Annotated in this window: 26 protein-coding genes; 4 read left to right on the top strand and 22 right to left on the bottom strand. The window is 68.1% G+C overall.

The features are described from left to right. The 10 genes from panD to ftsH all read right to left on the bottom strand — a co-directional run bounded on the left by panD (position 1) and on the right by ftsH (position 9,012). Entirely contained in the window at positions 1-408 is a 408-nt protein-coding gene (gene panD / locus N4S67_RS05900; RefSeq protein WP_260991948.1) for an aspartate 1-decarboxylase, read from the bottom strand. Then, positions 408-1,376 (bottom strand): pantoate--beta-alanine ligase, encoded by a 969-nt coding sequence (gene panC / locus N4S67_RS05905; RefSeq protein WP_260991949.1) that lies wholly within the window; start codon positions 1,374-1,376, stop codon positions 408-410. Before panC ends, panD begins: the two co-directional genes overlap by 1 nt. Then, positions 1,373-2,317 (bottom strand): Rossmann-like and DUF2520 domain-containing protein, encoded by a 945-nt coding sequence (locus N4S67_RS05910; protein WP_260991950.1) that lies wholly within the window; start codon positions 2,315-2,317, stop codon positions 1,373-1,375. The genes panC and N4S67_RS05910 overlap by 4 nt, the downstream gene beginning before the upstream one ends. Positions 2,318-2,399: 82 nt before the next feature. After that, entirely contained in the window at positions 2,400-3,701 is a 1,302-nt protein-coding gene (locus N4S67_RS05915; protein WP_260991951.1) for a DUF6779 domain-containing protein, read from the bottom strand. Between the two features lie 77 nt (positions 3,702-3,778). Then, positions 3,779-4,255, bottom strand: coding sequence for a DUF3180 domain-containing protein (locus N4S67_RS05920; RefSeq protein ID WP_260991952.1), 477 nt, complete (start codon positions 4,253-4,255; stop codon positions 3,779-3,781). Next, on the bottom strand, positions 4,255-4,767 hold the full coding sequence (gene folK, locus N4S67_RS05925; protein WP_260991953.1) for a 2-amino-4-hydroxy-6-hydroxymethyldihydropteridine diphosphokinase: 513 nt from the start codon (positions 4,765-4,767) through the stop codon (positions 4,255-4,257). Before folK ends, N4S67_RS05920 begins: the two co-directional genes overlap by 1 nt. 83 nt (positions 4,768-4,850) lie before the next feature. Further along, positions 4,851-5,234: a dihydroneopterin aldolase gene (gene folB, locus N4S67_RS05930; protein ID WP_260991954.1), complete on the bottom strand. Its 384-nt coding sequence runs from the start codon at positions 5,232-5,234 to the stop codon at positions 4,851-4,853. Next, positions 5,231-6,025, bottom strand: a complete 795-nt coding sequence (folP, locus tag N4S67_RS05935) for a dihydropteroate synthase (protein WP_390893254.1) — start codon at positions 6,023-6,025, stop codon at positions 5,231-5,233. Before folP ends, folB begins: the two co-directional genes overlap by 4 nt. Positions 6,026-6,045: 20 nt before the next feature. Next, the gene (gene folE / locus N4S67_RS05940; protein ID WP_260991956.1) at positions 6,046-6,654 is read right to left on the bottom strand and encodes a GTP cyclohydrolase I FolE; all 609 of its coding nucleotides are present in this window, start codon (positions 6,652-6,654) and stop codon (positions 6,046-6,048) included. A gap of 21 nt (positions 6,655-6,675) precedes the next feature. After that, a complete protein-coding gene (gene ftsH, locus N4S67_RS05945) occupies positions 6,676-9,012 on the bottom strand; it encodes an ATP-dependent zinc metalloprotease FtsH (RefSeq protein ID WP_260991957.1) in 2,337 nt (778 codons plus the stop codon). 149 nt (positions 9,013-9,161) lie between these two features. On the opposite strand from ftsH, the gene N4S67_RS05950 reads away from it, so the two are divergent. Next, positions 9,162-10,073: an alpha/beta fold hydrolase gene (locus N4S67_RS05950; protein WP_260991958.1), complete on the top strand. Its 912-nt coding sequence runs from the start codon at positions 9,162-9,164 to the stop codon at positions 10,071-10,073. A 61-nt stretch (positions 10,074-10,134) separates the two neighbouring features. Continuing rightward, positions 10,135-10,875, top strand: a complete 741-nt coding sequence (locus tag N4S67_RS05955; RefSeq protein WP_390893232.1) for an SIMPL domain-containing protein — start codon at positions 10,135-10,137, stop codon at positions 10,873-10,875. A 9-nt stretch (positions 10,876-10,884) separates the two neighbouring features. On the opposite strand, the gene N4S67_RS05960 is transcribed toward N4S67_RS05955, so the two are convergent. Genes N4S67_RS05960 through dacB form a run of 5 tightly spaced genes read right to left on the bottom strand, consistent with a single transcriptional unit; the run spans position 10,885 to position 17,139 of the window. After that, positions 10,885-13,131 carry a molybdopterin-dependent oxidoreductase gene (locus N4S67_RS05960; protein WP_260991959.1) on the bottom strand — a complete coding sequence of 749 codons (2,247 nt, stop codon included), beginning with the start codon at positions 13,129-13,131 and terminating at the stop codon, positions 10,885-10,887. 19 nt (positions 13,132-13,150) lie between these two features. Then, positions 13,151-13,753 (bottom strand): hypoxanthine phosphoribosyltransferase, encoded by a 603-nt coding sequence (hpt, locus tag N4S67_RS05965; RefSeq protein ID WP_260992083.1) that lies wholly within the window; start codon positions 13,751-13,753, stop codon positions 13,151-13,153. A gap of 1 nt (position 13,754) precedes the next feature. Further along, on the bottom strand, positions 13,755-14,717 hold the full coding sequence (gene tilS / locus N4S67_RS05970) for a tRNA lysidine(34) synthetase TilS (protein ID WP_260991960.1): 963 nt from the start codon (positions 14,715-14,717) through the stop codon (positions 13,755-13,757). Next, entirely contained in the window at positions 14,696-15,766 is a 1,071-nt protein-coding gene (locus N4S67_RS05975) for a zinc-dependent metalloprotease (protein ID WP_260991961.1), read from the bottom strand. Before N4S67_RS05975 ends, tilS begins: the two co-directional genes overlap by 22 nt. Then, positions 15,763-17,139, bottom strand: a complete 1,377-nt coding sequence (gene dacB / locus N4S67_RS05980) for a D-alanyl-D-alanine carboxypeptidase/D-alanyl-D-alanine endopeptidase (RefSeq protein ID WP_260991962.1) — start codon at positions 17,137-17,139, stop codon at positions 15,763-15,765. The genes N4S67_RS05975 and dacB overlap by 4 nt, the downstream gene beginning before the upstream one ends. Positions 17,140-17,272: 133 nt before the next feature. Between dacB and N4S67_RS05985 the strand changes: the two genes are divergently transcribed. Continuing rightward, a complete protein-coding gene (locus tag N4S67_RS05985) occupies positions 17,273-17,761 on the top strand; it encodes an inorganic diphosphatase (protein ID WP_260991963.1) in 489 nt (162 codons plus the stop codon). Between the two features lie 77 nt (positions 17,762-17,838). Next, positions 17,839-18,354: a 2-oxo-4-hydroxy-4-carboxy-5-ureidoimidazoline decarboxylase gene (locus N4S67_RS05990; RefSeq protein WP_260992084.1), complete on the top strand. Its 516-nt coding sequence runs from the start codon at positions 17,839-17,841 to the stop codon at positions 18,352-18,354. Here the strand turns inward: N4S67_RS05990 and N4S67_RS05995 are convergent. From N4S67_RS05995 to N4S67_RS06025, 7 genes are all read right to left on the bottom strand, one after another. Continuing rightward, positions 18,339-19,313, bottom strand: a complete 975-nt coding sequence (locus N4S67_RS05995; protein WP_260991964.1) for a 2-hydroxyacid dehydrogenase — start codon at positions 19,311-19,313, stop codon at positions 18,339-18,341. The two genes, N4S67_RS05990 and N4S67_RS05995, sit on opposite strands and share 16 nt — an antisense overlap. After that, a complete protein-coding gene (gudD, locus tag N4S67_RS06000; RefSeq protein WP_260991965.1) occupies positions 19,310-20,656 on the bottom strand; it encodes a glucarate dehydratase in 1,347 nt (448 codons plus the stop codon). The genes N4S67_RS05995 and gudD overlap by 4 nt, the downstream gene beginning before the upstream one ends. Positions 20,657-20,729: 73 nt before the next feature. Further along, a complete protein-coding gene (locus N4S67_RS06005) occupies positions 20,730-21,518 on the bottom strand; it encodes an IclR family transcriptional regulator (protein WP_260991966.1) in 789 nt (262 codons plus the stop codon). Between the two features lie 2 nt (positions 21,519-21,520). After that, the gene (locus N4S67_RS06010; protein WP_260991967.1) at positions 21,521-22,243 is read right to left on the bottom strand and encodes a sulfite exporter TauE/SafE family protein; all 723 of its coding nucleotides are present in this window, start codon (positions 22,241-22,243) and stop codon (positions 21,521-21,523) included. Then, on the bottom strand, positions 22,240-23,238 hold the full coding sequence (locus N4S67_RS06015) for an ABC transporter ATP-binding protein (protein ID WP_260991968.1): 999 nt from the start codon (positions 23,236-23,238) through the stop codon (positions 22,240-22,242). Before N4S67_RS06015 ends, N4S67_RS06010 begins: the two co-directional genes overlap by 4 nt. Further along, positions 23,231-24,253 (bottom strand): ABC transporter ATP-binding protein, encoded by a 1,023-nt coding sequence (locus tag N4S67_RS06020; RefSeq protein ID WP_260991969.1) that lies wholly within the window; start codon positions 24,251-24,253, stop codon positions 23,231-23,233. The genes N4S67_RS06015 and N4S67_RS06020 overlap by 8 nt, the downstream gene beginning before the upstream one ends. Further along, a complete protein-coding gene (locus tag N4S67_RS06025; RefSeq protein ID WP_260991970.1) occupies positions 24,250-25,230 on the bottom strand; it encodes an ABC transporter permease in 981 nt (326 codons plus the stop codon). Before N4S67_RS06025 ends, N4S67_RS06020 begins: the two co-directional genes overlap by 4 nt. Positions 25,231-25,234: the final 4 nt, after the last annotated feature.

A 25,234-nucleotide genomic window follows, 5' to 3' on the forward strand; every position in this document is an offset into this window, starting at 1 on the left:
CTACCGCGGTGACATCAGTTCGGACGCATCGGCCGGCACGTGGGCGGGATCGTGACCGAGATCGACCTGCCTGTTGGCGGCGTCGACGAATACGATCCGGGGCTGATACTCGCGCGCCTCGGCGTCCTCCATCGTGCCGTAGGCGATGAGAATCACCAGATCGCCCGGATGCACCAGATGCGCTGCCGCGCCGTTGATTCCGATAACGCCGCTGCCGCGTTCGCCGGTGATGGCGTAGGTGACCAGGCGCGCGCCGTTGTCGATGTCGACGATGGTGACCTGCTCACCCTCGAGCAGGTCAGCGGCGTCCATCAGATCGGCGTCGATGGTGACCGAACCGACATAATGTAGGTCAGCTTGAGTGACGGTCGCGCGATGGATCTTCGACTTCAGCATTGTTCGTAACATCAATTCCTCCAGGGCAATTCGTGACTGCCGGCCGATCCGGCAAATGGATCTGACTCTTCCGACCCGACGCGGGGATGACCGTCGATGCCGGCGCTGGCCCCGATGTCGATGGCGATGTTGTCCAGCAGTCTGGTCCGGCCCAGCCGGGCGGCCACGAGCATGCGAGCGGCTCCCTCCGCAGGTGCTGGGCCCAGCATCGGGTCACGCACCTCGAGGTAGTCGACCTCGATCGAGGGCACCTCGTCGAGCACGGCCCGCGCCGCGTCCAAGGCAGCCGCGGTGCCGCCCGACGCGGCATACATCCCAGCGAGCAACGCCGCCGACAACGCGCCCGCGTGTTCGCGCTGCTCCTCGTCGAGGTAGCGGTTGCGCGATGACATCGCCAACCCGTCGGCCTCCCGCACGATCGGCACGCCGACGATCTGCACGTCGACGTTCAGGTCGGCGACCATCTGACGGATGAGCGCCAACTGCTGGTAGTCCTTCTCCCCGAAAAATGCGCGATCCGGCCGCACGATCTGCAGCAGCTTCAGAACGACGGTCAGCACGCCCGCGAAATGGGTTGGTCGCGAGGCACCTTCGAGTTCCATGCCCAACGGGCCGGGCTGGACCGAGGTCCGGGTCCCGTCGGGGTACATGTCGGCGGCCGTCGGAGTGAACGCGATTTCCACGCCCTCTTGCCGCAGCGCCGCCAGATCGTCGTCCAACGTCCGCGGATAGGCGTCGAGGTCCTCGCCGGCGCCGAACTGCAGCGGGTTGACGAAGATCGACACCACCACTACTGCTCCCTGGACGCGCTTGGCGGCGCGGATCAACGTCAGATGGCCTTCGTGGAGGGCGCCCATCGTCGGCACCAGCATGACCCTGCGCCCGGTAGCCCGCAGCGCCCTGCTGACGTCGTTGACATCGCGCGCGCTGGAGAAGACGTTCAACTGTCCCGCGGTGAACTGCGGCTTGCGCGGCATCATGGCTGTCCCGTCCCCAGCTGGCGCGTGGGCCCATCCGCGAGCACCGCGAACACATCGCGGGGCGCATGGGCTCGCTTGGCCGTTCGCAATGAATTGTCCCGGTATGCCCGTGCCAGTTCGGGGTCCGCCTCGCCCAGCGCCTCGAGATGACGGGCGACGACGTGCGCATCGCCGCGGGCGACCGGACCGGTCAGCGCAGCCTGCCCCCGCTGCAGCGCGTTCTCCAGCGACGCGCGTGCCAACGGACCGACGACCCGTTCCGCGATCCCGCCCGGGGCGCTGCCGACGAGTTCCTGGCCCAGCAGTTCCTGACCCCACAGCGCGGCCCGCAGCGCCTCGACTGCATCGAGCAGCACGGTGACCACGTGATTGCTCGCGTGCGCCAGCGCCGCGTGGTAGAGCGCACGTGCGTCTTCGCGAACCCGGAACGGCTCTCCGCCGATCTCGAGCACCAACGATTGCGCAACCGCGTATCCGACCTCGTCGGCGGCCGTCACGCCGAAGCAGCCGTCACGGAGCCGCTCGATGTCCTCGTCGGCACCGGTGAACGTCATGGCCGGGTGGATCGCCAACGGAATGCAGCCCTGCGACGCCAGCGGGGCCAGCACGCCGATGCCGTTGGCACCCGAGGTGTGCGCGACGATGGTCCCCGGCCGCACCGCGCCGGTGGCTGCGAGGCCCGTCACCAGGCCCGCGAGTTCGGTGTCGGGCACCGCGATCAACAACAGCTCGGCGCGAGCCGCGACCTCGTCGACCGCCAGCACGGCGGTATCGGGCAACCGGCGCTGCGCGCGCTCGCGCGACGCCTGGGAGATTGCGCTGCAGGCGACAACGACGTGTTCGGCGCGCTCCAACGCGACGCCGAGCGCGGTACCCACCCGACCAGCGGAAATGATGCCGATCGTGAGTCGCGCCGGACGGAATCCGTCGGGGGTCCCCATGTAGACGACCTCACTGAATGTCGAAAGATGCGTGCGTTCCGGTCCTGCGGTGCGGGTACCGGACGGTCGATACGAGGTTAGCTCACTGTTCGCGGCGGCGGCGACGCCCACCACCGGTGGGGGCTGCCTGCAGGCGAGCGAGCAGCTCGGCAACGGATTGCCCGCCGGTCTGGGGCTCGTCGTCGCTGCGGTGCCTTCGCCCGGACGACTGCGCTGTTTCACGTGTCGGTTCGGGCTCCGGCGGTGACGGTGGTTGCGCGGGCTCGGTGGCCAGTGTCGGCGGGGACGGCGCACGCCCGGGATCGCCGGCGTCCGGCGGCGCCGAGTGGCGGCCGCGGCGGGATTCCTGCGGCGTCGTCGACATCGCCGGATGCGCGCTCTCGGGATCGGGAGCCCGCCGCCTGCCGACATATTCGGCCGAGCCGTTTTCAGTCACCGGCACCGGCGGCGCCACCCAGTTGCTACCTGGCGTGCCGGCCGGAATGTACTGCCCCTCTGCGGGAGCCGGTCGCCAGTTCGTCGCGGGGGCCGGCTCCTGCTGCTGCGGCTCTTGTGGCGGCAGCCAAGGAATCTGGGTCTCTCGGGGCTGCTCGCGCGCGGGTTCCCGAAGCGGTTCGGGCGGGGGTGGCGCGGGCGGCTGTGGTGTGGACGGCGGTGGCGTCCATGCGGGCTCTTCGCCTCGGTGCCGTCGCGCCTCGCGCTCGATGTCTGAGGCCCGCCGATGCGCACCGCCCGGCGGCGGGGGCGGCGGCACCCAATCGAATTCGGGCGGATTCGGCTCGGCGGGCACGTCGATGATCGGGCTTTCCTCGGTGCGTGCGTTCGAGTCGTCGCGGGTCTCGGCCTCGATTCGGCTGCTGCTGACGCGGCCGGTGGTCTCGTTGTCGGGGCGGGCCCAGTCGCTGAGGGCGCGGACGGTCGAGCGTTCGTTCTCGATCGCCGGCCGATGCGACAGGTCGGCGTCGAACAGGATCTCCAGGTTGGCACGCAGCGCGGCCAGCTCGGCCCGCAGACCGGCCACCTCGTCGGCGGCCTGGGCGCGCAGCTCCGAGGACAGCTCACGACGCAACTGCGTCTCTACCGAGAGTTCGTATTCGCGGCGCGCGGAGATCTCCCGGTCCAGCTGTAGGTCGTAGACCAATTTGAGGTCGCGCACCTTGGCCTGGTCGACATCGCTCTGCCTGCGGTAGATGACCGACACGAAGGCCGCGACGACCGCTGCCCACAACGCGAGGATGACAGCGAGCTTCAGCAGCTCCACCCGATTGGTGAACACCAGGGCCGAACTGGCCCCGATGGCCAGCACCAGCAACGCTGTCAGAAGCACCCAGCCCGGCCTGCGCCCGCCGCGCCGGGGGCGCGCGCTGCGGTTCAGATCGGTCATGGGGCGACTGTACCCGCCACAGGTCACCAAGCGTGTCGACCGCTGCGGCGATTCGGCTGCTCAGCCTTGGTATTCCGTCACTCGGCCGCCCTGTCGGGGTCGTCCGGCGGCTCCTGCGGAGACATGCAGCAATGCTGGAGCCACAGCGCGGCGGAGACCAGAGCGAGTGCACATGCGGCGGCCACAAGGGCTCCCGCGGTGTCCTCGCCCGCGACCCGCAAAGTCGAGCGGCGAGGCAGCAGATAGCCGAGCACGCCCAGCCACCACCCCAGGACCAGCGCGCCCACCCATGCCGACGCCTTGGCGATCACCACCGAACGGGCCACTGCGAGCGGATGTAGCCAACCCGGTCCGTCGCCGATCCGCCCGTCGTTGATCTTGGCGCGCACGAACACCCCCCATCCCGCTTCGGCGATCGCGACGGCAAGAAGCGAGACGCCCGTCCACAGCGTCAGCGGCGGGAACCACCGATAGGTCAGCGTCACCAGGACGTAGCCGACGACGGCGACGATCACCACCGCGGCCGTCAGATCGCGCTTGCGGGTGGGGCCCATCAGGTCAGCACCAGGCCGGTGACGAGCACACCCGCGCGTTCTTCGGCGTCCAGGTCGGCCGCCAGCTCTGCGACTGGTCTAAGCCGGCCCGCCACCGTCAGCGTGGCGTCGGGTTCGACCGCGAGCCACGGCTCCAGCACGAACGCGCGCTGGTGCGCCCGCGGGTGCGGCAGCGTCAGCACCTCGTCGTCCGATGTGACCTCACGATCGCCGTCCCGGCACGCGATCAGGTCGACGTCGAGGGTGCGGGGTCCCCACCGTTCGTTGCGTTCGCGGTTCGCCGCGCGTTCGAGTTCCTGCGCTCGGCGCAGCCACCCGTGCGGATCGAGGCTCGGGTCGTCGGCGAGAACCACGGCGTTGAGAAACGGGTCCTGCTCGACACCGCCCCACGGAGCCGTCTCGTACACCGGCGAGACCGCACGCACCGCATCGGCGAGCCCGTCGACCACTGACTGCAGCATGGCGAGCCGGTCGCCGATATTGGATCCGACCGACAGCACGACCGAAGTCATTCGGTGCTCCTCGCGTGCGCAGAAGTCACTCGGTGCTCCTCGCGTGCGCAGAAGTCATTCGGTGCTCCTCGCGTGCGCAGAAGTCACTCGGTGCTCCCGCGTGTGTCTCGACGCGATCTTCGCGCCACCACCGCAACATCGCTGAACTGCAGCGGAATCGGAGCCGACGGCTTGTGGACGACGACCTCGACGGCCTGCACCCGACCGTCGGCCATCACCTCCTCGGCGATCTCACCGGCAACCGTCTCGATGAGGTTCCGCGGCGGTCCGGCCACGATGTCGGCGGCCCGCTGCGCCAGCTCTCCGTAGTCGAGGGTGTCGGTCAAGTCGTCGCTCGCGGCCGCCGCCGCGAGGTCGACCCACACCGTGATGTCGACGATGAAATCCTGCCCGTCGCGTCGCTCGTGGTCGAATACCCCGTGATTGCCACGAACGGTCAACCCGCGCAATTCGATTCGATCAGTCATCCGCTCCACGCCTCGACCACCTTGAGCGCGTCGACCGACGCGCGAACGTCGTGCACCCGGACACCCCACGCGCCGTGCAGACCGGCTAGCGCGGATATCACCGCTGTCGCGGTCTCGCGGCCGTCCGGCGGCCGGGGTTCGCCGGCGGCATCCGCCAGCAGAGTGCCGAGGAAGCGTTTGCGCGACGCGCCCACCAGGACCGGTATCCCGGTGGCGACGAATTCGGGCAGCGCGTGCAGCAGGGCCCAATTGTGTTGGCTTGTCTTGGCGAATCCGAGGCCAGGGTCGATGACCAGTTTGGCCGGATCCACGCCGGCAGCCACGGCCGCGTCCACACCGGCCAACAGTTCGTCGCGAACCTCGACGACGACATCGCGGTACGGCGGCACCTGATGGGGTTGTTCGGCCCCGACTGAGCGCCAGTGCATCAGGATCCACGGCACGTTCGCATCGGCGAGCAGTGGCGCCATGTCCGCGTCAGCGCGGCCGCCCGACACGTCGTTGACGATCTGCGCGCCGTTCTCCAGGGCAGCTCGCGCGACTTCCGCGTGCATCGTGTCGATACTGACCGTAAGCCCATGATCGGCAAGCTCTTTGATGACCGGCAGGACGCGCGACTTCTCCACGTCCGCGTCGATGCGCGTGGCACCCGGCCGGGTCGATTCACCGCCGACGTCGACGATCGCGGCTCCTTCTGCGGCCAGCGCAAGTCCGTGCTCCACGGCACGGTCACGGTCGAGGAACAGTCCCCCGTCGGAAAAGGAGTCGTCGGTGACGTTCACGACCCCCATGACCTGCACCCGTGTCGATGTCACTTTCGCAGGATGAGATCCAGTGCCTCGGCCCGTGACGCGTTGTCGGTCTTGAACTGTCCGCGCACGGCGGACGTCGTCGTGACCGCGCCGGGTTTACGTACGCCGCGCATCGCCATACAGAGGTGCTCGGCCTCGACGATGACGATTGCGCCGCGCGGCTTCAGTTTGCGCATCAGGGCATCGGCGATCTGTGCGGTCAGCCGCTCCTGCACCTGCGGCCTCTTGGCGTACAGGTCGACCAGGCGCGCGATCTTCGACAGCCCGGTGACCCTACCGTCGACACCGGGGATGTAGCCGACGTGCGCCACCCCGTGGAACGACACGAGATGGTGCTCGCAGGTCGAGTACATCGGGATCTGCTTGACCAACACCAGTTCGTCGTGTTGTTCGTCGAACGTGGTGTCCAACACGCTGTCCGGATCGGTGTAGAGACCGGCGAAGAGCTCCTTGTAAGCGCGCGCGACCCGCGCGGGAGTGTCTTCCAACCCGTGCCGGTCGGGGTCTTCACCGACCGCGATCAGCAGTTCGCGAACTGCCGCCTCGGCACGTGGTTGGTCGAACGTCCCTGGATTGAACGTAGCCGAGTTGTTGTGCGGCCGCGCCATTGAAGCCCCTCCGTTTAGTTGTCAGCCGTGCGGGTTCTGCCGGCCGTTGTCCGGTCCCTGTTCCTCGTTGGGATTAGGTGAATTCCCTTGCGGCGCGGGCGCTCCGGGCTGTGGGTAGGGCTGATACGGCGGATAGGGTGGCGGAGCCCCTCCGGCGAGATTGGGGTTGTGCCACGCCTGCTGATGCGGCGGCGGATACCAGTACCCCTGCGACTGCGGCGCGGGCTGCTGTTGCTGCTGCTGCTGCGGATGAGGCGGCCACCCCGGAGCATGCCAACCGGCGGGGGCGCCGTAATCGGGTTGCGTGGAACCGGCCGCAGGAGTTCCGTTGGTTCCGTTGCCGTTCGCACCGTTCTGGTGCTGACGCGCCGCGGCATCCTGGGTGGCTTGGGCGATGGCGGCCTTGAACGCCGGCTCGGGGATCGGCTTGGGCCATTCCTCGCCGCGTTCGATGGCCAGCTCGCCCGGCGTCTTGATCGGCGGTTTGTCCGACGGCACGCGGCCGCCGAAATCGTCGAACATGGTCAATCGCGGCCGCTTCTTCACGTCTCCGAAGATCGCCTGGAGTTCGACGCGGTGCAGCGTCTCCTTTTCCAGCAGCTCGCCGGCGAGCGTATCGAGCACGTCGCGGTACTCGGTGAGGATCTCCCAGGCCTCGGTATGGGCGGCTTCGATCAGTTTGCGCACCTCGTCGTCGATGATCTGCGCGACTTCATGGCTGTAGTCGGCCTGCGTACCCATGGTGCGGCCCAGGAACGGGTCGCCGTGCTCGGTGCCGTAGCGCACCGCGCCGAGCTTGGAGCTCATGCCGTACTCGGTGACCATCGCGCGGGCGATCTTGGTGGCCTGCTCGATGTCGGACACCGCGCCGGTGGTCGGCTCGCGGAACACCAACTCCTCGGCAGCGCGCCCACCCATCGCGAACACCAGCCGAGCGATCATCTCCGACCGCGTCATCAGGCCCTTGTCGTCCTCGGGCACCGCCATGGCGTGACCGCCGGTGCGACCGCGGGCCAGGATCGTCACCTTGTAGATCGGCTCGATGTCGGGCATCGCCCACGCCGCGAGCGTGTGCCCGCCTTCGTGGTAGGCGGTGATCTTCTTCTCGTGCTCGCTGATGATGCGGCTCTTGCGGCGCGGGCCGCCGACGACGCGGTCGACAGCCTCCTCGAGGGCGGGGCCGGTGATGATCGTGCCGTTCTCGCGAGCGGTCAGCAGCGCGGCCTCGTTGATGACGTTGGCCAGGTCGGCGCCCGACATGCCGACAGTGCGCTTGGCCAGTCCTTCGAGGTCGGCGTCGTCGGCGATCGGCTTGCCCTGCGAGTGCACCCGCAGGACCGCGCGGCGTCCGGCCAGGTCAGGAGCCGAGACCGGGATCTGGCGGTCGAAGCGGCCCGGCCGCAGCAGCGCGGGGTCGAGGATGTCGGGGCGGTTGGTGGCCGCGATCAGGATGACTCCCTGGCGTTCGCCGAAGCCGTCCATCTCGACCAGCAGCTGGTTGAGCGTCTGCTCGCGCTCGTCGTGGCCGCCGCCCATGCCCGCACCGCGCTGACGGCCGACGGCGTCGATCTCATCGACGAAAATGATGCAGGGGCTGTTCTGCTTGGCCTGCTCGAACATGTCACGCACGCGCGAAGCGCCTACGCCGACGAACATCTCGACGAAGTCGGATCCGGAGATGGTGAAGAACGGCACCCCCGCCTCACCGGCGACCGCGCGGGCCAGCAGCGTCTTGCCGGTGCCGGGCGGCCCGTAGAGCAGCACACCCTTGGGAATCTTGGCCCCGAGCGCCTGATAGCGGCTCGGATTCTGCAGGAAGTCCTTGATCTCGTAGAGCTCCTCGACCGCCTCGTCAACACCTGCGACGTCGGCGAAGGTGGTCGTGGGCATGTCCTTACCGAGTTGCTTGGCCTTCGACTTGCCGAAGCCGAAGCCCATCCGCCCGCCGGACTGCATGCGGGAGAACATCACGAACAGACCGACGAGCAGGAGCAGGGGCAGCAGGTAGATCAACAGCGAGCCGAGCATGCTGCCTTGGTTCACGACGGTGTTGGTCTTGGCGTTCTTGGCCTGCAGCGCGTCGAACAGCGTCGCTCCGTACCCCGTGGGGTACTTGGTGATGATCTTGTCGCTGTCCTCGGTGTCGGAGTTGCCGTCCTTGAGCTCGAGGCGCAGCTGCTGCTCCCGGTCGTCGATCTGCGCGCTCTTGACGTTGTCGCTGTTGATCTGAGCGACCGCGACCGAGGTGTCGACGGGTTTGTATCCGCGGGTGTCGTCGCTGAAGTAGAAGAACGACCAACCCAGTAACAGCACCACCGCGATCACGGTGAGCGTGCGGATCACATTTTTCCGGTTCATTCAGTACGCCGTCCTGGGCTTCATCTCGTGCGGCCGCTCGCGGCCGGTGTCCTTCCGATTCGCGCAGTTGGAAACCTCAAGGCTACCGCTAGACCAACGAAGCAAGGTTCCCGACGGCTCTGTGCGCCGCCTGCCGCCCCTGCGAAACCATGCTGTGCTTGGCTGACTTCGTGCTCACCTCTGCCGAGCGGTTCGTCGAGACCAACGGTGTGCGATTGCGGGTGATCGAGGCCGGTGATCGCGGAGCGCCCGTGATCGTGCTGGCGCACGGGTTCCCCGAGTTGGCGTACTCGTGGCGACTGCAGATCCCCGTGCTCGCCGACGCCGGCTATCACGTAATGGCTCCCGATCAACGGGGGTACGGCGGCTCCAGCCGACCCGAGGCCGTCCAGGATTACGACATTCACGCCCTCACCGCCGATCTCGTCGGCCTGCTCGACGACGTCGGCGCGGACCAGGCCGTCTTCATCGGCCACGACTGGGGTGCCATGGTCGTGTGGCACACCGCGCTTCTGGCTCCGACCCGCGTCCGGGCGGTCGCCGGTCTGAGCGTGCCGCCGATCCCCCGAGCGAGGTCCCGTCCCACCGAACGGTGGCGGGAGAAATTCGGCGACGACTTCTACATGCTGCGCTTCCAGCAGTACGGCGTGGCAGATGCGGAGATGGAAGCCGATGTCGCCGCCACCATGAGCGGGATGTTCGCCGGGCTGGTGGCCGGACCGGCGCCGCTGCCGAAGTGGATCAGCCCCGAGGAGTTCGAGCATTACGTCGCCGAGTTCAGCCGGACCGGGTTCACCGGCGCGTTGAACTGGTACCGCAATTACGACCGAAATTGGGAGTCGACCCCCCAGCTCGCAGACGCGCGAATCACCGTGCCCGCGCTGTTCGTCGGCGGCACGGCCGACCCCGTCGGGCCGACGATGAACCCCGCACGCGCGCTCGAAGTCGTGTCCGGCGAGTACCGCGAGGTGATGATCGACGGCGCCGGCCACTGGATCCAGCAGGAGCGGCCCGACGAGGTCAACGCCGAACTGCTTGCCTTCCTGGCCGGGTTGGGCTGAGCTCGCAAATCCCGACGCGCACTGCGGGTTCTGGCGACTCCGTAACGGTAGGGTGCCAGGCGTGCCTGTAGCGCGAAGTTCGATGGCGGTCCGAATCCTTGCCGCTGCTGCCCTGGCGGCGGCGGCGCTGACCGGTTGCGACGCGACCTCTGGGCCCATCGTCAGCACCGGTGACACCGAGACCCGTCAGGTCACCGTCATCGGCCAGGGCGAGGTGGAGGGCACCCCTGACACGCTGACGATCAACGCGGGGATGGAGATCATCGCCGCCGACGCGGCAGGGGCGCTGAACCAGACCAGCCAGCTTCAGCGGGCGGTCATCGACGCGCTGGCCAACTCGGGCGTCGACCGCAAGGACATCAACACCTCAGAGGTGAGCGTTCAGCCGCAGTACACCGGCGGGGACAGCAACAACATCAACGGTTATCGCGCGTCGAACACCATCGACATCAAGATCCGCCAACTCGATGCCGCATCGCAGGCATTCGGCATCATCGCCAGTACAGGCGGCAACGCGACGAGGATCAACAACGTCACCCTCGCGATCGAGGACGACTCGCAACTGGTCCGCGAAGCGCGCTCGAGAGCCTTCAACGACGCCAAGAGCCGTGCCGAGCAGTACGCGCTGCTGGCCGAACTGGACCTCGGCAAGGTGCTCTCGATCTCGGAGGCCCCGTCGTCGACGCCGCCGGTGCCGTATCCGAGCACCCGCGACGGCGCGGCGGAGATGGCCGCCGTGCCGATCGAACCCGGCCAGCAGACCGTCGGATTCAGCGTGACGGTGATCTACGAGCTGACCTGAGTCGCACGGTCAGCCCGCCGGAGCAATGACGACCGGTATCCCGTTGAGCACAGCAGTCCCCGACAGCGGGTCGAGGCTGTTGCCGTCGTTGAGCTGATTGACGTTGACGCCCGGCTGGCTCGCGGCCAGTTCCTGTCCAGTCTTCGCGCGGTCGTGTCCCCACCCGTGCGGCAGTGACACCACGCCGCGGCGCATGCCGTCGGCGACCTCGACCGGAGCCAGCAGTTCGCCACCCGGCCCCTTGACGACGGCCGTGTCCGTGAGACCGAGATCGGCAGCGTCGTCGGGATGGATCCGCAGTGTGCACCGGTTCGATCCGCCGGCCAGTGCGGGCAGGTTGTGCATCCAACTGTTGTTCGACCGAAGATGCCGCCGGCCGATGAGCACGAAGCTGGCGGGGCTGCGGTCGAGCGCATCGCGCAGACGTGCCGCGTCGGCGAGCAGCGGCTCGGGCGCGAGTTCTATTCGGCCCGTGGGGGTTCGCAGCACCTGGCGCAAGCGCGGTTGCAGCGGTCCGAAGTCGATGCCGTGCGGCGCCTCCTTGAGCGTGCGCAACGTCAAGCCGTCGGGACGTGCGCCGAACGCGTCGCCGTACGGGCCGAGCCGCAGCATCATGTCGAGTCGCCGCTCGTAACCCGGCCCGTCGATCAGCATCGTGGTCAACTCGTCGACGGGCCGCCCCGCGACCGGCGAACCTGGATCGGCCGTCTCCTTGGCCAGTGTCATCGCGATGACCTGATCGTCCACGACTGACGGGTCGCCGTCGATGCCCATGCCGTAGAGCATCAGCGCGATGCGCGACAGGATCTCCGGTTCGTCCGGACGGTCCGCCAGCGGAAGCACGGGCGGTGAATACCTCGCGTTGTTGCGCACCGCGAGGTTGCCCAGCGCGAAGTCGAAATGCGCGCTCTGCGACGGGGGCGGTGGCGGCAGGATGACGTCGGCGTGGCGGGTGGTCTCGTTGAGGTAAGGGTCGACGCTGAGCATGAAACCGACACCGTCGAGCGCCTTCTCGAGCCGATCACCGTCGGGCGCGGACAGCACCGGGTTGCCAGCGATCGTGATGATCGCCTTGATCTGGCCGTCGCCGGGAGTGTCGATCTCCTCGGCCAGGGCAGCGGCTGGAAGTTCGGACAGCGCCTCGGGATATCCGGACACCCGGCTGTGCCACCGTCCGGTCGCGAAGCCCCGTCCGGCCTTGGGTGGGCGCGGTGCCGGCGCGACCGGTGACAGCGGGAACATGGACCCGCCGGCCCGGTCCAGGTTTCCGGTCAGGACGTTGACGACGTCCACGAGCCAGCTGCCGAGCGTGCCGAATTCGACTGTCGACGTGCCCATCCGGCCGTAGACGGCGGCCGACGGGGCCGCGGCGAGCTCGCGGGCGAGCAGTCGGATGTCGTCGGCCTCGATGCCGCAGTACTCGGCCACCGCGTCGGGTCCGAAGTCGTCGGCCAGCGTGCGGACCAAATCGACCCCGTTGACGTCGTCGGCGAGATGACCGAGGGCGACGAGTCCCTCGTCGAACAGCACATGGACGACGGCCAGCAGCAGCGCCGCGTCCGTACCGGGACGCGGGGCGAGGTGACGGTCGGCGAGTTCTGCGGTGCGGGTGCGGGCCGGGTCGATGACGATCAGCCGCCCACCACGCTTACGAAGTGCCCGCAGCTTGCCTGGGAAGTCGGCTGCGGTGGCCAGACTGCCGTTGGACACAAGCGGATTCGCGCCGATGACGACGAGATAATCGGTGCGATCGAGATCGGGCACGGTGAACGCGACGGGGCTGCCATACATATAGCCCAGTGCGACATGCTTGGGCATCTGATCCAGGGTGCTCGCGGAGTAGACCTGTCGCGTGCCTAGCGCGCGAATGACCAGCGGCGCGTACAGGCTGCCCGCGACGGTGTGCGCGTTCGGGTTGCCGAGGTACACGCCGACCGACGCGCCGCCGTGCGCGGCGATGACGTCGCCCAGGCCGTTCGCCACCGCGGCGTAGGCCTCGTCCCAGGTCGTTTCGGTCAGTACACCGTCGCGGCGGACCAGCGGCCGCGTCAGCCGGTCGGGATCGTTGTCGAGTTCGCCGAAACTCGCCCCCTTGGGGCAGATGAAGCCGTGGCTGAACACGTCGTCGCGATCTCCGCGTGCGCCGGTGATCCGGCCGTCGCCGATGGACAGGGTCAGGCCGCAGGTGGCCTCACACAGCGGGCAGATCCGCAGCGCCTGACTGCTCCCCGCGTCCGCGGGTGCCGTTTCGGTCATGGTCCACATACTGCGCTGCCTACGGCTGTTCGTACACCTTCGGATCAAGCGTGCCGATGTACGGCAGGTCGCGGTAGCGCTCCGCATAGTCCAGGCCGTAGCCGACCACGAACTCGTTGGGGATGTCGAAACCGATATAGCTGATGTCCACGTCGTCGCGCACGGCGTCGGGCTTGCGCAGCAGCGTGCACACCCGCAGCGAGCGCGGCCGTCGCGACGCGAGATTGCGCAACAGCCACGACAGCGTCAGGCCGGAGTCGACGATGTCCTCGACGATCAGCACATCGCGGTCGTTGATGTCGCGGTCGAGGTCCTTGAGGATCCGCACCACGCCCGACGACGACGTCGAGGACCCGTACGAGCTGACCGCCATGAACTCCAACTGGGTGGGCAGCGGAATGGTCCGCGCGAGGTCGGTGACGAAGAACACCGCACCCTTGAGCACAGTCACCAGAAGCAGGTCCTGGCCGTTCGAGTCAACCGCGTCGCGATACTCCTGCCCGATCAGCGCGCCGAGCTCGGCCACCTTGCCCTGAATCTCCTCGGAGGACAGCAACACCGACTTGATGTCACCCGGATACAGCTCGGTGGTGTGCGCAGCCACGTCCACAGCGTGCCAGATTTCACACGGGCTCGGTGTGCAGGGTCAGCATCCCGTCGCGGCGACCCGCGACCAGCCGCTGGTTGCGCAGCTGTGAACCGACGGCCACTCCCCCCTGCCCACGCCACGCGGTCACCAAGGTGTCCACCCCGCGGATCTGCGTGTCGGTCAACCCGGTCGCCCCGCCTGCCAGCAGCCAGCCCCGGATCACCCTGCGCCGCAGCGCCGTGGGCAGCTCGGCGAGCCGGCGGGTGTCGAGTCCCTCACCGGCGTCCAGGTCGGCCAAGGCTCGTTCAGCCAGCTCGTCGAGTGCGTCGTTGTCCTCGCGCAGCGACGACGCGGTGCGGGCCAGGGCCTCGGCGACACCCCCGCCGAGCGTCTCCTCCATCAGCGGCAGCACGTCGAGCCGCAGACGGGTGCGGGTGAACCGTGGGTCGAAGTTGTGTGGGTCATGCCACGGCTTGAGTCCGAGCTCGGCGCACGCCGCGATCGTCACGCCGCGCCGCACTGACAACAACGGGCGGCACCACGGCGGCTGGTACGACCGCATCCCCGCGATCGACCGTGCTCCCGAGCCGCGACCCAGGCCGAGCAGGACCGTCTCGGCCTGATCGTCGAGGGTGTGGCCAAGCAGCACCGGCGCACCGTCACACGCGGCTCGCAACGCCGCGTAGCGGGCCTCTCTGGCCGCCGCCTCCGGGCCGCCGCTGCGGCCGACGACCACCGGAAGCACGTGGGCGTCAACACATCCCAGCTCCATCGCTTGATCGCGGGCATCGTCGGCGACTGCCCGCGACCCGACCTGCAGCCGATGGTCGACAACCAGCGCCGTCGTCGGCCTCAACTCGGCGGCGACAGCGGTCAACGCCAGTGAGTCCGGCCCTCCCGACAGCGCCACGCACCAGCGCGGGTCATCGACGCCGTGAGCCTTGGCAAACGTCGACACCGCGCGCCGCAGGTCGGCTACAGCACCCTGTCGATCCATCGCTGCGGTTCGTCGACTTCGTCTGGCCGCGGCAAGGTCTCGGGCCCCGACCAGACGGCGTTGAAACGGTCCATGCCGACCCGCGAGACCACGTGGTCGACGAACGCCTTGCCGCGTGTGTACTGGCTGAGCTTCGCGTCCACCCCCAGCAGTGCCCGCAGGACCCGCTGCAGCGGCGGTTGCTTGCGGCGGCGGCGCTCGTCGAACCGGCGCCGGATCGTGGCGACCGACGGCACCACCGCGGGACCGACGGCGTCCATCACGTGGTCGGCGTGGCCCTCCAGAAGCGTGCCGAGCACGAGCAGTTGGTCGAGCGCCCGGCGCTGCGGCTCCGACTGCACCGCCCGCATCAAACCGATCATTCCTGACGAATTCGGTTCGGCCGCAACGCCGTTGCCACGTTCGCGGACGAACTTCGCAAGCCGGCCGATGACTTCGGAGACGTCGTCGGCGGTCTCCTCGGTCAGCACCGCCAGCGAGGTCGACATGTGATCGGCCAGCCACGGGTTGGCACGGAACTGCACGCGGTGGGTGACCTCGTGCAGGCACACCCAGAGCCGGAAGTCGTACGGCTGCACCCGCAACTGCCGCTCGACGGCGATCACATTGGGGTACACCAACAGCAGTTCGCCGCCGCCGGGTCCGAACGGGTCGTACTGCCCGAGGATGCCCGACGACACGAACGCCAGCACCGCGCCGGTCTGCGCCCCGGTGATCCGCCCCGCGATCATCGGCGGACGTGTCCCGCCGTCGGCGTCAAGGTCGTTGCCGCCGGTCATGATCCGCATCGACTGCGTCGCCGCGCGGATCCACTGCGCCCGGTCCACGACGCGGGCCTCCGGGACCTCGCCGCCCTCGGTCAGCCCGGTGACCTCGCGGACCGGCAATTCGGCGCTACGCGACGCCTCGCTCAGCTGATCGATGACCTGGCGGCGGGTGTAGTCGGAGGCGGCCGGCCCCGGCCGGGCCAACTTGGCGCCGACCGTGGCGGCGAAATCCCAGTCCACAGCTCGGCCGACGGTCAGTTTCGACGTCGTGGCGCGGCTCATGCGCCACACCCGCAGGACCGAAGCGTCGCGGCCAGGTTGTCGAGCGCGATGCGCCCCGTCGGCCCCGCATTGTTGGAGATGATCGCGAAGGTCAGCACCCGGCCGCTCTCGTCGGTGACGATGCCGGCCAGCGAGTTGGTTCCGGTCAACGAGCCGGTCTTGGCGCGCAGGAAGCCGGCCGCCGGTCGCACCAGATCCGAGTCGAGGTAGCGGTTGGACAAGGTTCCGCTGCCGCCGGCGATCGGCAGCAGATCGACCAGCGGCCGCAGTTCGGGCTGGGAGTCGCCCGCGGCGGCCTGCACCACCTCGTCGAGGGTCTCGGCGGTGAGCCGGTCGTCCACCGACAGGCCGCTGGAGTCGAACAGCGCGGCGCCCCTGGTGTCGATGTCGGCCTCCTCCAGCGCGCCGAGCACCGCCTCGGCGGCGCCGTCGAAACTCTGCGGCCTGCCCACTTCGGCAGCCACCTCACGGCCGATCGCCTCGGCCATCACGTTGTCGGACGCATTCATCATGTCGCGGAGTCGTTGCATCAGCGGTGGCGACTGCACGGCTGCGAGTTCGCGTCCGTCGGCCCGCGACGGCGACACCGTGACGTGCACGGGGTCGACCTCCAACGCGACGGCCAGCGCGCGGCCCGCGTCCAGCGCGGGCGTCCTGGACCGCACTGAGTCGACGCTGACCGGCTGAGTCCGGCCACCGTCGAGCATCACCGACTCCATCGGGGCGATGTCCCCGTAGTCGATGTCGACCGGGTCCCACCCCTGAGCCATGGTGGGTCCGCTGTAGGCGCTGGTGTCGACCTGCACCGCGGTCACCTCCATGCCGCTGCGTTGCACCTGCTCGGCGAGGTCGCTGATGCGGGCAGCGTCGCGGTACCAGGTCTCCTCACCCGGGGGGACCGCCGACAGCGTCGGGTCGCCGCCGCCCTCAAGCACAACGACGCCCGGACGCGCTCCTGCCCGCACCCGGGTGGTCAGCCGGGCGTTGCGGTCGAGTACCAGCAGCGCGGCCGCCGCGGTCAGCGTCTTGTTGGTCGACGCGGGCTGCATCGGGATGTCGGCGCCGCGCGCCCACAACTGCGTACCGGTCATCGCGTCGGTGACCCGGGCGGTGAAGTCGCCGAGGTTGGGGTCGGCGACCGCGGGCGCCAGCGCCGCGGCCAGCGCTGAGGCGGTCGGCTTGGGTGCGGACTCGGCGACAGGTACCACGGCCGGTTTGGCGGTTGCGGCGGGAGGTGTGGGTTTGACCGCCGTCGCGTCGGTCGAATGGCCCGTCGTCAGCACGGCAGCGACCGCGACGACCACCGCGACCAGCAGCAGTACCGCCACCCCGACCACCGCGTGGGTGGATCGCCGCCACCGAGTGGGCCGCATGACTGACTCTCCTGCCCTGTCTGGACCGCCTACTCAGGCCGCCCCCGTAGAGCAGGGTATCGCTCCATTAGGGTTGACCCGCGTCGCCAAGCGGGCGACCCAGACTCAGAGCACATGCGAAGGAGCCGCGGCGGTGGAATTGGACGTCGTCATCGAGATCCCCAAGGGTTCGCGCAACAAGTACGAGGTTGACCACGACACCGGCAAGGTGAAGCTGGACCGCTACTTGTACACGTCGATGGCGTATCCGACGGACTACGGGTTCTTCGAGAACACCCTCGGCGAGGACGGCGACCCGCTCGACGCGTTGGTGCTGCTGCCCGAGTCGGTGTTCCCCGGCTGCATCGTCGAGGCGCGCCCCGTCGCGATGTTCCAGATGACCGACGAGGCAGGCGGCGACGACAAAGTGCTGTGCGTGGTCGCCGGCGATCCCCGGTGGGATCATATTCAGGACCTCGAGGACGTTCCGGCCTTCGAACTGGAGGCCATCAAGCACTTCTTCGTGCATTACAAGGACCTGGAACCGGGCAAGTACGTCAAGGCCGCCGATTGGGTGGGCCGCGACAAAGCCGAAGCCGAGGTGCAGGCTTCGATCGAGAGGTTCAAGGCGACGCCGCACTGACGGCCGGGGAATTTTCCTCTCCGTAACACGCGGTAACCTCCGCGTTCTCTGGGGCTTTGATGATTGGTCTCGTGTTGATGCATCAGGGGATCGGCCTCGAAGCGTTCAACGCCATGCCGATGCGACGGGCCGTGCACGCCGTGTACGAATGCTGCTACAGCGTGCCGCTGGCCGCCGATTTGGCGCGCGGGCGGCCGTACGCCGACCACGACGCGCTGTTCCGCCATGCCGACGAGCTGCTGTTCGGGCTGTCCGAGGAGTCGATCGACTCGATCCTGCAGGCCTATCCGGACATCGGGCGACGGCCGGGCAGCGAGAAGTCTGCGGCCGAACAGTGCGCCATCTGGTGCGACGAGCCCGGGGTGATGAATCAGCTGAGCCGAGCCTCACGGCGCTACCTCGAGCAGTTCGGCTTCGGCTTCGTGATGTTCGTCAACGGCTACTCCGTTCCCGACGTGCTGGCCGCGATGTCCGACCGTCTGCTCAACGATGTCGAGACCGAACGCAAAGTGGTCCGCAACGAGCTGGGCCGGATCAACCGCACCCGGCTGGAGCGCATGCTCGGCCCCGAGGGCGGCTACGACAACTGGTGACCGACGACCAGGTTCTGCAACGGCTCGCCGCGGTGTAACCGGCCGATGTTGGCGACGACATCGTCGACGCGGCCGATGAACGTGTTACGGGTGACGCCCGACGAGTGCGGGGTCATCAACACGTTGGGCAGCTTGGCGAACGGCAGCTCGCTGGGCGCAGCGTGGCCGTCGGAGTCTGGATACCGGTACCACACGTCGATGGCCGCCGCAGCGATGGTACGAGCCGCGAGCGCCTCGTAGAGAGCGGTTTCGGCCACCAGGGGTCCGCGTGCGACGTTGATCAACACGCCCTCGGGTCCCAGCGCCCGCAGCTGGTCGGCGCCGATCAGGCCGGTGGTGCGTTCGGTCAGCGGCGCCGAGACGACCACCACTTCGGACTCCGACATCAGCCGGTCGAGCGCTCCGACATCGGCTGTCCATGACAACCCCTCGGCTGCGGCGTCGAGTGTGCCGCTGCCCGTCACCGCCGCACCTTCGGTGCCCAGCGCGCGCAGCAGATGCCAACTGCGCCTGCCGATGTGGCCGAAGCCGACGAATCCGACCCGTGCCCCGTGCAGCGCTCGGGGCTGAGGAATCGACCGGTCGTACACCGAGGTGGCCCAGACGTCCTCGCGCAGCGCCCAGTCCTGTTCCAGGAAATTTCGGCGTAGCAGCACCGCCGCGGCGAGGACGTACTCGGCGATGGACTGCTCATGATGAAACGTGTTCGCGACGAACACCTTCGGACTCAGAACGTCGAAGGCAACCTTGTCAGTGCCTGCGCCCGCGACGTGCACGAGGAGCAGCTTTTTCGCCACGGCGGACATTTCCGGAGTGAACCGACTGCCGACGAACACATCGGCTTCCCGCAGCGCGGCTTCTGTCGTGTCCCCCCACACCACCGTCGTCCCCGCAGGCAGTCCGGCCTCGAAGCGCTCGCGGTGCGGCACCAGGCTCGGGTCGACGACGACGACTTTCATCGTTGCAGCGCCGGCCGTTTCCGGTCGAACGTCCATCCCGGAACGAGGTATTGCATTGCCGCCGCGTCGTCGCGTGCACCGAGGCCCTCGGCGAGGTACAGCTCATGCGCCGCGGCCACAGCCTCCTCGTCGAGCTCCACCCCGAGGCCCGGCCGGTCCGGAACGGTGAGATGCCCGTCGGCGATCGTGAACGGCTCCTTGGTGATTCGCTGGCCGTCCTGCCAGATCCAGTGCGTGTCGATGGCGGTGATCTGACCGGGCGCCGCGGCAGCGACATGGGTGAACATCGCCAGCGAAACGTCGAAGTGGTTGTTCGAGTGCGAACCCCACGTCAGCCCCCACGCATCGCAGAGCTGAGCGACGCGTACCGAGCCGTTCATGGTCCAGAAGTGCGGGTCTGCCAGCGGGATGTCGACGGCGCCCGTCCGGATGGCGTGACCCAGTTCTCGCCAGTCGGTGGCGATCATGTTGGTCGCGGTCGGCAGTCCGGTCGCGCGCTTGAACTCGGCCATCACCTCGCGACCGGAGAACGTGCCCTCAGGGCCGACCGGATCCTCGGCATAGGCGAGGACATCGGTCAGGTCACGGCAGGTCCGCACCGCGTCGGAGAGAAGCCATGCGCCATTGGGGTCCAATGTGATCCGAGCGTCGGGGAATCGGTCGGCCAGCGCGGTCACGGCCTTGGCCTCGTCGCCCGGCGCCAGCACACCGCCCTTGAGCTTGAAGTCGCGGAACCCGTATCGGTCCCGCGCGGCCTCGGCCAATCGAACGACGGCCTCAGGCGTCAGCGCCTCGTCGTGGCGGATGCGCAGCCACTGGTCGGCGTCGGCGCTCTCGTCGGCCGGTGACCGGTAGGCCAGATCGGTCTTGGTGCGGTCGCCGACGAAGAACAGGTAGCCCAGCGCGGGCACCCGCTCCCGCTGCTGCCCGTCGCCGAGCAGCGCCGCGACGGTGACGCCGAGATGCTTTCCGAGCAGATCCAGCAGCGCCGACTCCACCGCCGTCACCGCGTGCACGGTGACCCGCAGGTCGAACGTCTGGGCACCGCGCCCTGCGCTGTCACGGCCGGCGAACTCGCGTCGGACGGCCGCCAGCGTCGCGTGGTAGGCGCCGATCGGCGAGCCGACCACCAGCGGCGTGGCGTCTTCGAGCGTGCGACGGATCGGTTCGCCGCCGGGCACCTCACCGACACCGGTGTTGCCCTCAGAGTCGGTCAGGATCAACAGGTTTCGCGTGAAGAAAGGACCGTGCGCGCCGCTGAGGTTCAGCAGCATGCAGTCGTGTCCTGCGACAGGGACGACCCTCATGTCGCGAACGACAGGGCTCCGACTGGGCGAGGTCATGATTTTTGAGCGTACTGAGGCCAATCGATGCATGTCCAACACTAAGAAGGCATGAATTAATGCGCCCTGGGCATCACCCGGCGAACCATTTCTCGCCGTTCGCGAGCGGCCGGATCACCCGCGAAACCTTGTCCCCCACCTCGAGTAGAGCCTCGACGATCGCGCGCTCCCGACCGTCGGTCAGCCTGCCCATCGGGATGGAGGCGCTGATTGCGTCCTGGGCAGGCTGCATGTAGCGCAGCGCGACCGCGAAGCACCGCACGCCGGGCGTGTTCTCCTCGGTGTCGGTCGCATAGCCGCGAATTCGGGCACCGGCCAACGCTTCGTCGAGTTCTGCGCGGTCGGTGATCGTATGGTCGGTGATACGCGAGAGCGTGGCGGGCAGATGTTCGTCGCGTTCATGATCGAATCGTTCGGCGAGCAGCGCCTTGCCCAATGCGGTGGCGTAGGCCGGCAACCGCCTGCCCACTCTGCTGGCGGTCCGTTGGTACTGCCGAGACTCCCGGGTGGCGAGGTAGACGACGTCGGTACCGTCGATGCGCGCGACGTGGAACGTCTCGTCGAGTTGTTTGCGGAGGTCGTCGAGGAACGGGGTGATCATCGGCAGGTAGGGGTCGCCGTCGAGGTAGCCGGTGCCGACCAGTAACGCACGAATACCGATGCCGTACAACGTCCCTGATGCGTCAGACCGCACCCACCCCTGTGTGACCAGGGTGCGCAGCAGGGCGTGCAGACTGCTGCGCGGCATGTCCAGCGCCGTGGCGATGTCGCGGATGCGGGCGGGCCGATCCTGTCGCGACGCGAGGTATTCGAGCAGTTCGACGGTGCGTACCGCCGACTTCACCTGGCGAGGTGGCTCCACGCTCACAACCCCACGAGCTCTCGGGTGATCAACAGAATTGCGCCGATCGCCGAGATCGTGATCGCCGCCCAGCGCTGCCGCTGCGGGTCCAGCAGACGGTTGACCGGCCACGACAGTAGATACCCGACCGCAACCGCTGGGGTCAGCACGGCGAACGACGACACCGTCTGCGCGCCGATGGAGCCCGTCACCGCCAGCATCGCGATGGACATCAGGGAGCCGACCAGGAAGAAGCCGCTCATGGTGCCGCGCAGTTGCGCCCCACTCGTGTTCTGCCACACCAGTGCCATCGGAGGCCCGCCGATCGACGTCGCCGTGCCGAGCACACCGGAGGTGGCTCCGGCGAGTACCAGGTTGCGCCGGTGCGGAACCGGGATCCAACCGACACTGGTGAGAACGACGCCGAACAGCACCACACCGGCGAGCATGATCGCGAGCGCGCGTTGCGGCAACAGCGCCAACAGCAAGGCCCCTGCGACAGTGCCCGGTACGCGGCCGACCAGCGCCCAACCGGTGCCCCCGAGGTCGATAGCCTCGCGTTCGCGCACCACGACCAGCACGGTCAGCAGCGCCGCGAGCATGATCAGGGTGCCGGGGATCATGGCGGGGTTGACGATCGCGACGATCGGCGCAGCGAGCATCCCCATGCCGAATCCGATCGAAGCCTGCATGCACGACGCCAGGACGATGGCCATGGCTACGACGACATACGACGAGACGCTCACACCGACAACGATGCCGCATGCTCGGTGAGCAGCGGATGGTGGCACAGCGCGGTGTGGGCGTCGACGTGCGGATCCCGCGCTGCAGGCGGGGTTTCCGACGCGCAGACGTCCGTCGCCCGCCAGCACCGGGTACGAAACCGGCACCCCGACGGCGGGTCCAGCGGCGACGGCACCTCGCCCTTCAGTAGGATCCGCTCCTTGCGGTGTGCGCTGTCGAGTTTCGGGGCGGCCGACATCAGCGCGGCGGTGTACGGGTGGTTCGGCCGCTCGAAAACCGCGTCTGTCGGCCCGTTTTCGATGATCCTGCCGAGGTACATCACCGCGACGCGGTCGGCGACGTGGCGAACCACCGACAGGTCGTGGGAGATGAAGATGTAGGAGATCTGCAACTGCTGTTGTAGGTCGTTGAGCAGGTTGAGCACCTGCGCCTGAACGGACAGGTCCAGTGCCGACACCGGCTCGTCGCAGACGATCACATCGGGGTCGAGTGCGAGGGCGCGAGCGATGCCGATGCGTTGCCGCTGACCGCCCGAGAACTCCTGGGGGTACTTGTCGGCGGCCTTGGCGCCGAGGCCGACGAGGTCGAGCAGTCCCCGCACGCGCATGTCGCGGTCGTTGCGGTTGGCGTACATGCCTTTGTGGCTGCGCCACGGCTCGGCAATGATGTCGCCGGCCGACATACGGGAGTTCAACGACGCGTACGGGTCCTGGAACACCATCTGCACCCGGCGGCGAAACTTCAGCAGGTCCTTGCCACGAAGGCTGAACGGGTCGATTCCATCGAAGCGCACAGTACCCGCGTCGGGGCGTTCGAGCATCATCAATGTGCGTGCCAGCGTGGACTTCCCGCATCCGGACTCGCCCACCAGACCAAGCGTCTCGCCGCGCTCGAGGTCGAGGTTGACGCCGTCGAGTGCGCAGAGCCTTTTCTTGCCTACGTTGGGCACGCGGAACGACTTGCGCAGGTCGCGCACTTCGAGCAGGTTGTCAGACATCTTGCACCTCTTCGGGAAAATGGCACGCAGCCCTGCGGCCGGGCGCCACGGTGTCGAGTGCGGGCCGCTTGGTCGCGCAGATCTCGCGGGCCAACGGGCAGCGCGCCTGGTAGACGCAGCCGTGGGGAATGGCGTGCAGGTCCGGCGGTGTGCCGCCGATGGACTTGAGTACGTCACCACGTCGGGCGTTGACCGGCACCGAGTTCAGCAGTCCCTTGGTGTACGGGTGCTTGGGGTTGGCGAAAATCTCTGCCACCGATCCTGTTTCGACGATATTGCCCGCGTACATGACCGCGACCCGGTCGGCCTCCTCGGCGACAAGCGCTAGGTCGTGGGTGATCAGGACGACGGCCATGTCGTATTCGGTGCGCAAATCGCGCAGCAACGCCATGATCTGTGCCTGCACCGTGACGTCCAGCGCGGTGGTGGGCTCGTCGGCGATCAACACACTCGGGTTGAGGGCGACGGCCATCGCGATCAGCAGGCGCTGCCGCATGCCGCCGGAGAATTGGTGCGGGTAGGAGTTCAGCCGGGTCTCGGGCTGCGGGATCCCGACGCGGGCCATCAGGTCGACGGCCTTGCGCTTGGCCTCCTTGGCGCTCAGGTTGTGGTGAATCCGAAACGGTTCGGCCAGTTGCGTTCCGACGGTGTAGAGCGGGTTCAATGCCGTCAGCGCGTCCTGGAAGACGATGGCGAGTTCGGTGCCCGCCATCTCGCGACGTTTGGCTCGCCCTACTTCGAACAGGTCGAAGCCGCCGAGGACGGCCGAGCCCGAGACGACGTCGGCGACGGGCTCCAGAAGGCCCACGAGTGCTGTGGCGGTCATGGACTTGCCGCATCCGGATTCACCTAGCAGAGCCAATGTTTCGCCGCGACGGGCCTGAAAGCTGACGTCGTCGACGGCGCGCACGGTGCCGGTGATGGTGCGGATGTCCACGGTCAGGCCGTCGACGTCGAGCACGGGCTTGGCGTCGGTGTCCTCGATGGTGGGCTTGTGGTCGACCGCAGATGTCATGAGAGGGCCTTCGTGGTCTTGGCGAAGCGGGTCAGGCGCTTCTGCGGAACGGTGAGGCGCCACCGCTGTCCGGGATCGGTGGCGATGCGGGCCCACGCCGCCAGGATGGTGGCCGACACGGTGGTGATGACGATGGCCAATCCGGGGAAGAACGACAGCCACCAGGCGGTGTGCAGGTATGTGCGCCCTTGCGAGACCATCAGGCCCCAGCTGACGTCGGGCGGCTGGATGCCGATGCCCAAGAAGCTCAAGGAACTCTCGGCCAGCATGACGTAGCAGAAGTCCAGCGTCGCGAGCGTCAACAGCGTTGGCAGGACGATCGGCACGACGTGGCGCCCGATGATCGAATGCGCGCTGGCGCCGAAGGTGCGCGCGGCGTCAACGAACAACCGGCTCTGCAGCTCCGCGGACTCCGCGCGGGCGGTACGCAGATACACCGGGATTCGGGTGATCGCCAGCACCGCAACGATGTTCGCTGCGCTCGGCGAGAACACGTAGAGCACGACGACCGCGAGCAGCAGCGACGGGAAACTCATGATCACGTCGGCGATGCGCATGGCCAGGGTCTCGCGCCAGCCACGGTGGTAACCGGCCCACATTCCGATCGCCGATCCGACGATCGCCGAGATCAGCACGGCGGGGATCGCGACGGACAACGTCGTCTGGCAGGCGACGATCAACCTGGCCAGCATGCTGCGGCCCAGCGGGTCGGTACCGAGGACGTTGGCCCAACCGTGGCTCAGGGTGAAGGGCGGCTGGTTCGAGTTGTCGAGGTCGATCCTGGTCGCCAGATCGCCCAACAGCATCGGCCCGAACACGGCGGTGAGGAACACGAGTCCGAGAACCACGGCTGCCGCGGCGGCGACGCGGTCGTTGACCAGGAGCCGGAACCACTTTGAGCCGGCGCGCTTCTTGGCCGGTTCGCCGACGATGGCCGTGGTCGGCTTGACGGGAACGAGATCGAGTCCAGTGCTCATATGA

Origin of the sequence: Mycobacterium deserti (assembly GCF_025345615.1) — a bacterium.
GTDB lineage: Bacteria > Actinomycetota > Actinomycetes > Mycobacteriales > Mycobacteriaceae > Mycobacterium > Mycobacterium deserti.

Bases quoted from the DNA above. Each gene is read 5' to 3' on its own strand.
- panD (WP_260991948.1), bottom strand. From the start codon at position 408: ATGTTACGAACAATGCTGAAGTCGAAGATCCATCGCGCGACCGTCACT.
- panC (WP_260991949.1), bottom strand. From the start codon at position 1,376: ATGATGCCGCGCAAGCCGCAGTTCACCGCGGGACAGTTGAACGTCTTC.
- N4S67_RS05910 (WP_260991950.1), bottom strand. From the start codon at position 2,317: ATGGGGACCCCCGACGGATTCCGTCCGGCGCGACTCACGATCGGCATC.
- N4S67_RS05915 (WP_260991951.1), bottom strand. From the start codon at position 3,701: ATGACCGATCTGAACCGCAGCGCGCGCCCCCGGCGCGGCGGGCGCAGG.
- N4S67_RS05920 (WP_260991952.1), bottom strand. From the start codon at position 4,255: ATGGGCCCCACCCGCAAGCGCGATCTGACGGCCGCGGTGGTGATCGTC.
- folK (WP_260991953.1), bottom strand. From the start codon at position 4,767: ATGACTTCGGTCGTGCTGTCGGTCGGATCCAATATCGGCGACCGGCTC.
- folB (WP_260991954.1), bottom strand. From the start codon at position 5,234: ATGACTGATCGAATCGAATTGCGCGGGTTGACCGTTCGTGGCAATCAC.
- folP (WP_390893254.1), bottom strand. From the start codon at position 6,025: ATGGGGGTCGTGAACGTCACCGACGACTCCTTTTCCGACGGGGGACTG.
- folE (WP_260991956.1), bottom strand. From the start codon at position 6,654: ATGGCGCGGCCGCACAACAACTCGGCTACGTTCAATCCAGGGACGTTC.
- ftsH (WP_260991957.1), bottom strand. From the start codon at position 9,012: ATGAACCGGAAAAATGTGATCCGCACGCTCACCGTGATCGCGGTGGTG.
- N4S67_RS05950 (WP_260991958.1), top strand. From the start codon at position 9,162: ATGCTGTGCTTGGCTGACTTCGTGCTCACCTCTGCCGAGCGGTTCGTC.
- N4S67_RS05960 (WP_260991959.1), bottom strand. From the start codon at position 13,131: ATGACCGAAACGGCACCCGCGGACGCGGGGAGCAGTCAGGCGCTGCGG.
- tilS (WP_260991960.1), bottom strand. From the start codon at position 14,717: ATGGATCGACAGGGTGCTGTAGCCGACCTGCGGCGCGCGGTGTCGACG.
- N4S67_RS05975 (WP_260991961.1), bottom strand. From the start codon at position 15,766: ATGAGCCGCGCCACGACGTCGAAACTGACCGTCGGCCGAGCTGTGGAC.
- dacB (WP_260991962.1), bottom strand. From the start codon at position 17,139: ATGCGGCCCACTCGGTGGCGGCGATCCACCCACGCGGTGGTCGGGGTG.
- N4S67_RS05990 (WP_260992084.1), top strand. From the start codon at position 17,839: ATGCATCAGGGGATCGGCCTCGAAGCGTTCAACGCCATGCCGATGCGA.
- N4S67_RS05995 (WP_260991964.1), bottom strand. From the start codon at position 19,313: ATGAAAGTCGTCGTCGTCGACCCGAGCCTGGTGCCGCACCGCGAGCGC.
- gudD (WP_260991965.1), bottom strand. From the start codon at position 20,656: ATGACCTCGCCCAGTCGGAGCCCTGTCGTTCGCGACATGAGGGTCGTC.
- N4S67_RS06015 (WP_260991968.1), bottom strand. From the start codon at position 23,238: ATGTCTGACAACCTGCTCGAAGTGCGCGACCTGCGCAAGTCGTTCCGC.
- N4S67_RS06020 (WP_260991969.1), bottom strand. From the start codon at position 24,253: ATGACATCTGCGGTCGACCACAAGCCCACCATCGAGGACACCGACGCC.
- N4S67_RS06025 (WP_260991970.1), bottom strand. From the start codon at position 25,230: ATGAGCACTGGACTCGATCTCGTTCCCGTCAAGCCGACCACGGCCATC.